Origin of the sequence: Sporosarcina sp. FSL W7-1349 (assembly GCF_038003045.1) — a bacterium.
Classification (GTDB): Bacteria; Bacillota; Bacilli; order Bacillales_A; family Planococcaceae; genus Sporosarcina.
Window position 1 is genome coordinate 1,238,631 of sequence record NZ_JBBOOK010000001.1, and the last position, 11,686, is coordinate 1,250,316.

At 48.0% G+C, this 11,686-nt stretch carries 10 protein-coding genes; 2 read left to right on the forward strand and 8 right to left on the reverse strand.

Annotated elements, in window-relative coordinates; genetic code table 11:
* Position 1 precedes the first annotated feature (1 nt).
* The 5 genes from MKY41_RS06200 to MKY41_RS06220 all read right to left on the reverse strand — a co-directional run bounded on the left by MKY41_RS06200 (position 2) and on the right by MKY41_RS06220 (position 6,601).
* The gene (locus tag MKY41_RS06200; RefSeq protein WP_340745646.1) at positions 2-769 is read right to left on the reverse strand and encodes a gluconate 2-dehydrogenase subunit 3 family protein; all 768 of its coding nucleotides are present in this window, start codon (positions 767-769) and stop codon (positions 2-4) included.
* A 175-nt stretch (positions 770-944) separates the two neighbouring features.
* Positions 945-2,348: a SpoVR family protein gene (locus MKY41_RS06205; RefSeq protein ID WP_340744211.1), complete on the reverse strand. Its 1,404-nt coding sequence runs from the start codon at positions 2,346-2,348 to the stop codon at positions 945-947.
* Complete coding sequence (gene yhbH / locus MKY41_RS06210; RefSeq protein ID WP_041076656.1) at positions 2,345-3,517, reverse strand: sporulation protein YhbH; 1,173 nt, start codon at positions 3,515-3,517, stop codon at positions 2,345-2,347. Before yhbH ends, MKY41_RS06205 begins: the two co-directional genes overlap by 4 nt.
* Positions 3,518-3,715: 198 nt before the next feature.
* Positions 3,716-5,611, reverse strand: coding sequence for a PrkA family serine protein kinase (locus MKY41_RS06215; protein ID WP_340744212.1), 1,896 nt, complete (start codon positions 5,609-5,611; stop codon positions 3,716-3,718).
* A 108-nt stretch (positions 5,612-5,719) separates the two neighbouring features.
* Positions 5,720-6,601 carry a LysR family transcriptional regulator gene (locus MKY41_RS06220; protein WP_340744213.1) on the reverse strand — a complete coding sequence of 294 codons (882 nt, stop codon included), beginning with the start codon at positions 6,599-6,601 and terminating at the stop codon, positions 5,720-5,722.
* A 243-nt stretch (positions 6,602-6,844) separates the two neighbouring features.
* Here MKY41_RS06220 and hutG point away from each other — a divergent pair, with 243 nt between their 5' ends.
* On the forward strand, positions 6,845-7,807 hold the full coding sequence (gene hutG / locus MKY41_RS06225; protein WP_340744214.1) for a formimidoylglutamase: 963 nt from the start codon (positions 6,845-6,847) through the stop codon (positions 7,805-7,807).
* On the forward strand, positions 7,804-8,994 hold the full coding sequence (gene gltS, locus MKY41_RS06230; RefSeq protein WP_340744215.1) for a sodium/glutamate symporter: 1,191 nt from the start codon (positions 7,804-7,806) through the stop codon (positions 8,992-8,994). Before hutG ends, gltS begins: the two co-directional genes overlap by 4 nt.
* Before the next feature lie 194 nt (positions 8,995-9,188).
* On the opposite strand, the gene MKY41_RS06235 is transcribed toward gltS, so the two are convergent.
* From MKY41_RS06235 to MKY41_RS06245, 3 genes are all read right to left on the reverse strand, one after another.
* Positions 9,189-9,686 carry a flavin reductase family protein gene (locus tag MKY41_RS06235; RefSeq protein ID WP_340744216.1) on the reverse strand — a complete coding sequence of 166 codons (498 nt, stop codon included), beginning with the start codon at positions 9,684-9,686 and terminating at the stop codon, positions 9,189-9,191.
* An 86-nt stretch (positions 9,687-9,772) separates the two neighbouring features.
* Entirely contained in the window at positions 9,773-10,786 is a 1,014-nt protein-coding gene (gene dmpG / locus MKY41_RS06240; RefSeq protein ID WP_340744217.1) for a 4-hydroxy-2-oxovalerate aldolase, read from the reverse strand.
* Positions 10,783-11,676 (reverse strand): acetaldehyde dehydrogenase (acetylating), encoded by an 894-nt coding sequence (locus MKY41_RS06245; protein ID WP_340744218.1) that lies wholly within the window; start codon positions 11,674-11,676, stop codon positions 10,783-10,785. The genes dmpG and MKY41_RS06245 overlap by 4 nt, the downstream gene beginning before the upstream one ends.
* Positions 11,677-11,686 lie beyond the last annotated feature (10 nt).

The following is an 11,686-nucleotide window of genomic DNA, read 5'->3' on the forward strand; positions in this document are numbered from 1 at the left end:
TTCAATGTTCCATACTGCTGATCGACTGCGGTTCCATTACGATATATTTTTCGCTCTCGATTTCCTGGATAAACGACATTTGATGTCCCGGAAAGCCTTTCATTCGCCAAGCTTCCATATTGGCATTGCCATTGTAGATTGGATCCGAGTAGGCCCCTTCCAATGTGGCGGATCGCAATAATCTGAAAAAGAATCCAGAGGTGACGCCCACCATTTCCACCTCATTCTTTTGAAAAGCCGTCAAGATGACATCCATCTGCTCTCCCTCTAACTCCGTAAATCGTTTTCCGAATTGGCGCCCAGCTTCGGCCTCCAATTTACTGACACCTTGCTTGAAAATCTCGCCTCGCGTTAAATGGCTTTGGTATCCTTGTGTCGGTTCCCCTGGATGAAAGGGCCCCTGCATATACTCCTTGGCATTGCTGCCGTAGTTGCCCGCAAGCTGATTGTCGATGAAATACGGAACGCCTAGCCCGATGGCTCCCGGACCCGTTTCATCCTCGGGGAAGATCCGTTCCACCGCTGCTGATAAAACGGCAAACTCCAGCGGATTGGAGAAGAACATTCGCCCACGCGTGCTCACCTCTTCATGAACGGGTACGATAGGATCTGGCATTTCGGGGGCAGGCGCTGCCGCTGGTGGGGGTGCCTCTTTCTTGGCACTGTATCCGACGAGCCCTCCAATGAGCCCTCCTCCTAGTAAAGCTCCTGTTGCGATTCCAGTTGTCTTTAAAAAATCCCTTCTTGAGTACGTCTTTTGGTTATCGATCGGTCGTCCTCCTCATTTCTGGTTTTCGGTACCAATTGGTTGTCCTACTCCACCTTATGAAAAGGAGAGGAAAAATATTAATAAATATTTCCAGATATGCTAGCTCTCCTCTTTACTGAAAAACGAAATAGCCAGTAAACGATTCTAGATCGTCAACTGGCTATCATTTCACTCATCACACTTCCTTCGTCCGACGGTACACTTTCCGACCGTCGTAGGAGTAGACGATCGGTTTTTCATTGACGATCGTTTCCAGATGGACGATCCGGCCCCAGAGTTGATGGAGATACGGGAGGACGTTTTCCAAATAAGGCAGGTCGAGTTCAGTCGCTTCGTACTGATGCTTCAAGTATAATTCGCCGTTGCGCAAATAGTCGCCATCCTCGACGACGATGTACGGGAAGCCGCCGTTGACGCGCATCGATACAAGGCGATCTCGGATTTCCTCGAAATCCTTCGTGCTGATTTTATATTCGGCGCCTTGCTTCTGGAAAATATACAGATCCTCCTGCTCGATCAATTCCTTCGTCAAGTAATTGCGAATGAACGAGCTGTCCGATTCCACTTCGCGGACGTCATACAGCATGCGCCGGCCGGAACCGGGTTGGATCCCGAATTTCCGCAATTCTTCCGAAGGGTTATCATACCGTTTTTCAATGTCCTCGAAAATTTTCAAGCCGAGGTAGTACGGGTTGATGGACGTCGGGGACGGCTGGATGACGCTGGCGTTCAGCTTCGCGAATTCCAATGTCTCCGACGGGGTCAAGTCCATCTCCCGCAGGATCCGCTGGTGCCAATAAGTCGCCCAGCCTTCATTCATGATTTTCGTCTCGAGCTGTGGCCAGAAATACAACATTTCCTCCCGCAGCATCGTCAGAATATCCCGCTGCCACTCATCGAGTTCCCGGCTATGTTCCAAGATGAAAAGCAGGATGTCTTTTTCCGGCTCCAACGGAATTTTCACCCGTTTGGATGTCCCCGGCTTCTTTTCCTTCTCTGTTCCATTCAAATTCCAAAGGTCGTCATACGGTGTTTTCCGTGGAGCCGACTCCTTCTCCAACTCTTCTTCCCGCGGCTCCCGCCTCATGAGCGTCGGATCGACATGCTCCTGGACGGCGAGCACCGCATCGAGGAAACGTTCCACCTTTTCCTTCCCATGAATCAATTCATAATCCGCAATCCGTTCCGCCGTTGCCGCCATGCTTTCGACCATATCCCGCCTCGTGTTGGAGAAACGGACGTTATTCTTGAAGAAATCACAGTGGGCGAGAACGTGGGCGACGATCATCTTATTTTGAATCAAACTGTTCGTATCGAGCAGAAAGGCGTAGCACGGATCGGAGTTGATGACGAGTTCATAGATTTTGCTAAGTCCGAGGTCGTATTGGAGTTTCATCTTATGGAATTGCTTTCCGAAGCTCCAATGGGTGAATCGGGTCGGCATGCCATATGCGCCAAATGTGTAAATGATTTCCGCCGGGCAGATCTCGTAGCGCATCGGATAGAAATCGAGGCCGAACCCCGTCGCGATTTCCGTGATTTCGTCAATAGCGCGGGACAGTTCCAAATGATCCGTCAATCCGTTCCCCCCTCCGCCGTTTTTTTGAAGAAACTTTTCAACGCGTGGTAGACATCCTGTTTTTCCTTCAATATATAATGGCGAAATTTCGGATGCTCAATCGTCTTGAACGCGGACATCATCGTTGAGTAGCGGCGATGTTCGTTCACTTCCCCATAGCCGAACATATTGCACATCTTCATCAGCTCATCAACGAGCTCCAAGCACAGCTTATTGTCATTGGACATATTCTCCCCGTCCGAGAAATGGAAAGGGTAAATATTATAGCGCGACGGATTGTATTTTTCTTCGATCAATTGCAGCGCCTTGAGGTAGGCAGAGGAACATTTCGTCCCGCCACTTTGCCCCTTCGTGAAGAATTGTTCCTCCGTCACGACGCTCGCTTCGATATGGTGAGCGATGAATTCGATTTCCACCGACTGGTATTGCGACCGCAAAAACTTCGTCATCCAATAGAAGAAACTCCGGGCGATGCTTTTCTCGAAGTTGCCCATCGAACCGCTCGTATCCATCATTGCAAGAACGACCGCTTTCGACTCGGGCTTTTGCACATCATCCCACGTCTTGAATCGCAGATCATCGTTATGGATCGGCGAGATAACCGCGCTGCCGAGCAACGCATTGCGCTTGATGGCAGAAAGAATAGTCCGCTTCTTATCGATATTGCCGATCAGCCCTTTTTTCCGGATATCGTTAAATTCGATTTTCTCCGTCGTGCTATCGGCCTGTTCCCGCTCTTCGAGATCCGGCAACGCCATTTCGTCGAATAAAAGCTGTTCCAGCTCGGCGATAGACACTTCGGCTTCGTAATAATCCTGACCTGGCTTATCCCCCGCTTCTTTCCCTTCGCCGGGACCCTCCCCCGCTTTTTTTGACCCATCCTTCGCAACGACATCGCCGACTTGGCTGTCGCCGCTCCCTTGCCCGACATGCTTCGATTTGTCATGGTTGTAACGGATCTTATATTCATCCAAGGAGCGGATCGGAATTTTAATGATATCGCTGCCATCCGACATGATGATGCTTTCTTCACTGATCAAATCCGGCAAGTTCTTCTGAATCGCTTCCTTCACTTTGTCCATATGCCGTTTTTGATCTTGAAAGCCTTTCCGATGGAGGGACCAGTTTTCCTGTGAGACGACAAAACGGTCATTGTGCTTTTCATCCATTTTATCCACACCCATCTATCATCCGATTGTATTTAGTATCATATCCTATGCACCGTAGAAACGTTTCTTGACGGCCTTTTTGCACTTGGTTATGAAAAAACAAGACTTCGGACAAACAGTCTTGTTTTTTCATCCATATGGAATAAAAGCCCTATATTACAGATAGCTGTTACTAATAATGAAATACTTATCTGTAATTTATCGATTCAACAAACTTCCCACATACCGAAGCAGCTCGTTGGCAGAGGTCGAGTTGTAGCCGTATTCGTCGATGAGCCGGGCGACGACTTCGTTGATCTTTTTCAATTGCGATTCGTCCGGCGTGGCGGTCGATGTCGTGATTTTGACGACGTCTTTCAGGTCGGCGAACAGCTTTTTCTGGATCGCTTCGCGCAGACGGTCATGTGAACGGTAATCAAACCGCTGACCTTTCCTTGCGTAGGCGGAGATCCGGATGAGGATTTCTTCCCGGAACGACTTTTTCGCGTTTTCGGAGACGCCAATCTGTTCCTCGATTGAGCGCATGAGCTTTTCGTCCGGGTTCATCTCTTCCCCTGTCAATGGATCGCGAATCTTGTTTTTATTGCAGAATGCTTCGACGTTATCAAGATAATTGTCCATGAGGGTCTTCGCAGATTCTTCATACGAATAGACAAACGCCTTCTGGACCTCCTTCTTCGCCATTTCGTCGTATTCCCGGCGGGCGATCCCGATATAGTTCAAGTAGTTCTCTCGGTCTTCCTTCGAAATGGAAGCATGCTGGTCCAGTCCATCCTTCAATGAACGGAGCACGTCGAGCGCATTGATGGACGGCACTTCCTTGCGGATGATGGCGGACGAGATCCGGTTGATGACATAGCGCGGATCGATGCCGGACATCCCTTCGTCCTGGTATTCTTTCTTCAATTCCTCGACATCGATGCGGTTGAACCCTTCCACGCTTTCGCCATCATATAACCGCATCTTCTTCAATATATCGATGCCTTGCTTCTTCGACACTTTCAATCTCGTCAGCACGGAGAAGATTGCCGCCACTCGCAGTGCATGAGGGGCAATATGGACATGGGACATATCGCTCTCCCGAATCATCTTTTCATAAATGCGCTCTTCCTGGCTTACTTTCAAATTGTACGGAATCGGAATAACGATGATCCGCGAGTGAAGCGCTTCGTTCTTTTTATTCGCAATGAAGGACCGGTACTCCGTCTCATTCGTATGGGCCACGATAAGCTCATCCGCACTGATCAAGGCGAAGCGGCCCGCTTTGAAATTCCCTTCCTGGGTCAAGGAAAGCAAATGCCAGAGGAACTTTTCATCGAGCTTCAACATTTCCTGGAACTCCATGATGCCACGGTTCGCCTTGTTCAGCTCGCCATCGAACCGATAGGCGCGCGGGTCTGACTCCGAACCATATTCCGCAATGGTCGAGAAGTCGATGCTACCCGTCAAGTCGGCGATGTCCTGCGATTTCGGATCGGATGGGGTGAAAGTCCCAATGCCGACACGCCGATCCTCCGAAAAGAGGATCCGCTCGATGAGGACATCCTCGATGCGTCCGTCATACTCCTGTTCCAACCGCATCGTATTGAGCGGAGACAAGCTGCCTTCGATCCTAATGCCATACTCCTCGTAAAAATCATCCCGCAACTCTGGGGGAATTAAATGCAGCGGATCTTCATGCATCGGGCAGCCTTTGATGGCATAGACCGCCCCTTCGTCCGTCTTCGAATATTGCTCCAGCCCTCGTTTCAATAACGTCACAATCGTCGATTTCCCGCCGCTGACCGGCCCCATAAGCAAAAGAATCCGTTTCCGTACATCCAACCGCTTGGCCGCCGGATGGAAATACTCTTCCACGAGACGGTCGACCGCCTCTTCCAGCCCGAAAATTTCCTTACTGAAAAAATGATGTTCCCGATGCCCTTCTTTTTCCGTGGTGCCCGCATTTTTAATCATATGATAGACACGCGAGTGAGCGGTTTGGGCCACATCTTTCCTTGCTTTGACGATATCCAAATATTCCGCGAACGTCCCTTCCCACTTCAAGCTATTTTCTTCTTCTCGATAACTTCTCAATCTGTGTAAGATGTCCAATATCTCCCCTCCAGTTAGGGTTTGATTTATACAGCGTATGCGCGGAGGGGGTTGGTGATACCGAAAAATATAAGATGAACATGCAAAGTCTGCTTTTCGCACCTGCTCTCATTCGAAAAATTGGATGATCTTATCGAGAAACGAGCGGATGGCCGGAGCCATGTATCGATTTTTCATATACGTCAAATACACGGGGCGATTCAATGGTGGAGAGGAGATCACATGATGGACGAGATGAGTTTCATGCCGGTCTGCCAAGTAATTTTCCGGGATGATCGACACCCCAAGGTTTTCATGTATGAGGCTCAACGCCGTTTCAAACCGCTCGACTTCGTATTTGATTTGCACATTGAGATTTTCAGAGGCAAACGCCGCTAACACATCCTTCCTAGTCTGAAACCCTTCACTGGTGATGATGAAAGGTTCATGCTGCAAATCATGCAGCCGGATTGATTTTTTGGTCGTCAGCGGATGGCTTTCATGAAGAACAAGAACGAGCGCTTCCTTATATAGCGGGTAGGTCAGAATATCCGATTCATCGATTAACTGGTTCGTGATGACGGCGTGGGTTTCATATTGACGCAAGGAACGTTTCACATCTTCCCCGCTCAGCTCCTCCGTCAGCAATAACTGCATATCGGGAAATTCGTCCTCATACTGACGGATCACTTTTGGGATCCAATGCTTGACCGATTCAATCATCCCGATGCGGAGTTCCCCATTTCCCGTAAGCCGCACTTCCTGCATTTCCTTTTCTACGATTTTCATTTCCAATAAAATCCGCAATGCCCTTTGATAGAGGATTTGCCCGGACTCCGTCAATTCGAGGTTCCTCGTACTTCGTTCTAAAATTCGAAAGCCGACCTCTTCTTCCAGATTTTTAATGGCATTACTAAGTGAAGGTTGGGCAATATGCAGCTTATGAGCTGCCTTTGAAAAGCTCATCTGCTCAACGACCGTAACAAAATAAGTCAATTGCCTAATGTCCATTTTGATTCCTGCTTTCCATTTATAGTTTCAGGCTATCGTTTGATAATAATTATATATTAGAATTTATAAATATGTCCCTATATAATATATCTTAAGAAACAAACTAGCCTCCCACAGATTGTTCGCTGCAACAAGTAAACGCTTTCTCCAGCGAGACGGGTAGTATTTCCAGAACAAGAACTTTATCAGGAGTTCATTTTGTATATTTTATTTTCCGCATTTTCAGAAAGGATGTTGATAGCAATGTTACGTAAAGTAGATCAAACTATTTGGTCGGGTCGTACAGATCATTTTATAAATCGGTCGAGTTTCCGCTACCATCAGATTATCGAGCTCGGAGATCTTCCACAAAAAGCCGTTTCGTCTTCCACTTGTGCACTGATCGGATTCGAATGTGAAGAAGGAGTCCGCCGGAACAAGGGACGGCTTGGCGCTGCTGCAGCTCCCGATGCGTTGCGGGGAGAACTCGCAAAATTGCCATGGCGGATGGATAAGGAGAAAAGAGTGATTGACCTTGGAAATCTCCAATGCCAGGGAAATCAATTGGAGGAAGCCCAACGTGACTTAGGGGATGTAGTAGCCGAAGTTCTCTCAACAGGCTCCGTTCCAATCATTCTCGGCGGTGGGCATGAAACGGCATATGGTCATTATTTAGGAGTCCGCAAATTTATTGGAAACACGGCAACGCTTGGGATCATCAACATCGACGCCCATTTCGATATGCGCTCCTATGACGAACAACCATCATCCGGGACGATGTTCAGACAGATTTTGGAACAGGACCCGAATAGCGATTATTTCGTATTGGGCATTCAACGGTTCGGCAATACACAGGAGCTGTTCGATAAAGCGGACGAGCTAGGTGCCACGTATGTGTATGAAGAAGAGTTAACGGGGCACTCCATGGAAGAGTCCGTACAAGCGATTGAAGCGTTCATGGCCAAGCATGATTATATTATGCTGACACTTTGCACGGACGTCTTGAATGCCGCTTTTGCACCCGGCGTCAGCGCCCCTTCCCCGTTCGGATTGGATCCTTCGATCGTCAGAACGATCATCCGCACCGTCACTTCCAAAGAAAATGCACTTTCATTTGATATTTCGGAAGTGAATCCATCGGTGGATGAAAACGGTCGCACGGTGAAATTGGGCGCCTATTTGGCAAATGAAGCCATTACCACTTTTTTAGGGGGGAGTAAAAAATGACAATCGAGCTGAATCAAGTCACGACCATCTTCCTCGCCATCGCCTTATTGGTGCTGGGCAGGTTGTTAGTAAGAAAAGTCGGGGTTTTGCAGAAATTCTGCATCCCGGCACCCGTCGTCGGCGGTTTGTTGTTCGCCATTCTAGCGACTATTTTAAAATCGCTCGGCCTGTTGGATTTCACATTGGATACATCGCTGCAAAGTTTGTTCATGTTGACCTTTTTCACGACGGTCGGGCTCGGTGCCAGTTTCAAACTGGTGAAACTGGGCGGGAAGCTGCTCATCATTTATTGGCTGGCTTGTGGATTTTTGGCCTTGGCTCAAAACGTCATCGGCGTCTCGATGGCTTCGCTCTTTGATATTCACCCGCTCATCGGAATGATGGCTGGAGCAGTATCGATGGAAGGCGGGCACGGGGCTGCAACCGCTTTCGGGCAAACCCTCGAAGAGCTTGGCATTGAGTCCGCCTTGTCCGTCGGGATTGCGGCCGCTACATTCGGGCTCGTCGCAGGGGGGCTCGTCGGCGGGCCGATCGTCCGTTTCCTCATTTCAAAATATGATTTGAAACCGACGGAAACCGAAGAAGTGGACGGCTTCTCGGTCGAGAAAGACGAACCGGAAATCGGGACGAACACGTTCTTCACGCAAATCTTGCTGATCACGCTTTGTATGGCACTCGGAACGTACTTGGGAGATTTATTCTCCACAACAACCGGATTTGTCCTGCCTGGCTATGTCGGGGCGATGTTCGTTGCGGTAATTGTTCGGAATGTCGTGGATAAAATGAATCCACGAGCCATCCATATGAAAAGCATCGGGCTCGTCGGCGATATTACATTAGGCATTTTCCTATCCATGGCGCTCATGAGCATCAAGCTATGGGAGGTTGCGGGACTCGCCCTTCCATTGATCATCATCGTCCTTGTCCAAGTGCTATTCATCGTCCTCTTCGGCATTTTTGTCCTATTCCGTCTCCTCGGGAAGAATTACGACGCAGCCGTCATGGTTGCGGGATTCACAGGACACGGATTAGGTGCCACACCAAATGCCATGGCAAACATGGCCGCGGTCACCGAGCGTTTCGGACCTTCGAAAAAAGCCTATCTCGTCGTGCCGATCGTCGGCGCATTCCTGATCGACGTCTTCGCCATGCCGATTATCATCACGACTATCAATTTGTTTCAATGAATAAAATCACCAACAAGCCAACGGAAAGTAGAACACTTTCCGTTGGCTTGTTAATTTGGACAATCTTTCGGTATTTAAGGAGCCGAATTGTTATGAAGAAAAAATTTAATAACAACCATAAACATCTATAGAAAATTTAAAATCCCAAAAAGTAAAATATCCTTTTCTATTTTTCAAGCTCTACTTTAATACAATTAACTATAAAAGCTAAGTGGAATGGAGCCGAATTGTCTGCGGTGATAAAGCATCGGTTCTTTTTCCTTTTTCTCAATGTCCAACACCTTCCCGATCATAATGGTGTGATCCCCCGCCTCAACCATTTTATAGGTCTCGCATTGCAGTACTGCAAACGTATTCTCAATAACCGGCAAACCGTGTTCAGACGTTTTCCAAACACAGTTTGCGAAGCGATCTGTATCTTTACTTGCAAAAGTTTTGCAAAGGTCTGGTTGATCCCCCGCTAATATATTTACAGCAAATTTTCCTGCTTCTTTAAACACATCTAGCGAAGAAACAGCGTGATCAATCGACCAGAGGATCAGTAACGGGTCTAACGAGACGGAAGCAAATGAATTTACCGTGAGCCCGACAGGAGTTCCTTGTCCATCCTTTGTCGTTACAACCGTAACACCTGTCGGATAGTTACCCATAACATCCCTAAACAGTGTCTGGTTGACCATCTCTTTTTGCATATTGTCATCTCCTTCTTCATTTGATTTGCTAGTAGCCACTCTATAAAATGCTTTCTCCTTCCAAGTGTCCACTAGCAGCAAATCTGTTATTTTTTCTTACTAGCCAGTTCGGCAGCTACGTCGACAATCATATCTTCCTGGCCCCCGACCACCTTGCGCTTTCCTAATTCAATCAATATATCACGACCGTCCACATTGAATTTCTCGGATGCGCGTTTGGCATGGAGCAAGAAGCTGGAGTAGACACCTGCATACCCCATCACCAAACTATCCCGTGTAATCTCTTGGGGCTGAGGCAAAATTGGCGCTACGATTTCTTCAGCAATATCCATCATTTTATAAATATCGATCCCCGTTTCAATATTCATCCGGTCAAGTACGGCTGTCAAGACTTCCGTCTGCGTATTCCCTGCGCCTGCGCCCAAGCAGCGGATACTACCATCGATCCGAGTCGCTCCTTCTTCAATAGCTACCAACGTGTTCGCCATCGCCAGGGACAAATTGTTATGTGCATGAAAACCGACATGAACTTGTAATTGATCTTTCAAAGCGCGAATTCGTTCTCTCACCTGGAACGGCAAAAGAGCTCCTGCTGAATCTACAACGTATACGGTGTCGGCTCCATAACTTTCCATCAACTTCGCCTGTTTGACCAATTCCTCAGCTGATGCCATATGGGACATCATGAGAAAGCCCACTGTCTCCAAGCCTAGTTCTTTTGCCAATGCAAAATGTTGTGGGGAAACATCCGCTTCTTTAACATGGGTGGCGATCCGGACCATTTTAGCTCCCAGTTTAGCAGCCTGTTTCAATTCAGCTTGCGTTCCAATTCCCGGCAATAATAAAACCGCGATCTTGGCTTGCTTACAAACGTCAACGGCGCCCTCGATCAATTCCATTTCATCCGTCAATGAACGGCCGTACTGCAAGGATGATCCGCCTAAGCCATCTCCATGGGAAACTTCTATATATGGAACATTCGCTTCATCCAAGGCTTTGGCTAAACTTCGCACCTGCTCTAACGTGAATTGATGGGCGATTGCATGGCTCCCGTCGCGCATCGCGACTTCCGTAATGTAAACCTCTCGATTTGCACTCATGATTGCACCCCCGCCTCCACTTTGAAATGATGTTTTGCAAACTCCTCAGCTACCTTCACGGCAGACGCTGTCATAATATCCAGATTTCCGGCATATGTAGGTAAGTAGTCTCCCGATCCTTCGACTTCCAGGAAAACAGTCACTTTATTTCCATCAAAGATTGGTTCCGTCCGCATCCGATAGCCGGGCACATAAGATTGAACATCCGCTACGATCTCCTTGATGGATTGGGTGATTTTCCCTTCGTCCATCGTTCCTTCGGCAACTTCCATATACACCGTATCACGCATCACAATCGGTGGATCAGCAGGATTAAGAATAATAATCGCTTTCCCTTGCTTGGCTCCTCCCACTTTCTCGATCGCCCGGGCGGTTGTTTGTGTAAATTCATCAATATTTGCTCGGGTTCCCGGACCTGCACTCAGACTTGCAATGGTCGCTACGATTTCCGCATACGTAACCGGTGCAATCCGGTTAACAGCATGCACAATTGGAATGGTTGCCTGGCCTCCGCAAGTAATCATATTAATATTCGGTTCATGCAAAAATTCTCGAAGATTGACTGGCGGCACCACAGGCGGACCAATGGCAGCAGGCGTCAGATCAAGCACCTGCTTTCCAATCTGTTTTAAAACTTTTGCATGATGAATATGCGCTTTTGCAGATGTCGCATCAATTACGATATCCGCCAAGTCAGATTGCTCGAGAAAGCCATCAATACAGTTATCGATGGTAAGTAACCCTCTCTCTTTTGCTTGTCTCAACCCATCAGATTCCGGGTCAATTCCAATCATGACCGTCGGCTCCAAGACTTCGGATCTTAATAACTTGAACATTAAATCCGTTCCAATATTTCCTGAGCCCAGTATGGCTGTCTTCACTTTTGTCATTTGGCTTCCC

Bases quoted from the DNA above. Each gene is read 5' to 3' on its own strand.
- yhbH (WP_041076656.1), bottom strand. From the start codon at position 3,517: ATGGATGAAAAGCACAATGACCGTTTTGTCGTCTCACAGGAAAACTGG.
- dmpG (WP_340744217.1), bottom strand. From the start codon at position 10,786: ATGAGTGCAAATCGAGAGGTTTACATTACGGAAGTCGCGATGCGCGAC.
- MKY41_RS06245 (WP_340744218.1), bottom strand. From the start codon at position 11,676: ATGACAAAAGTGAAGACAGCCATACTGGGCTCAGGAAATATTGGAACG.
- MKY41_RS06220 (WP_340744213.1), bottom strand. From the start codon at position 6,601: ATGGACATTAGGCAATTGACTTATTTTGTTACGGTCGTTGAGCAGATG.
- MKY41_RS06235 (WP_340744216.1), bottom strand. From the start codon at position 9,686: ATGCAAAAAGAGATGGTCAACCAGACACTGTTTAGGGATGTTATGGGT.
- hutG (WP_340744214.1), top strand. From the start codon at position 6,845: ATGTTACGTAAAGTAGATCAAACTATTTGGTCGGGTCGTACAGATCAT.
- gltS (WP_340744215.1), top strand. From the start codon at position 7,804: ATGACAATCGAGCTGAATCAAGTCACGACCATCTTCCTCGCCATCGCC.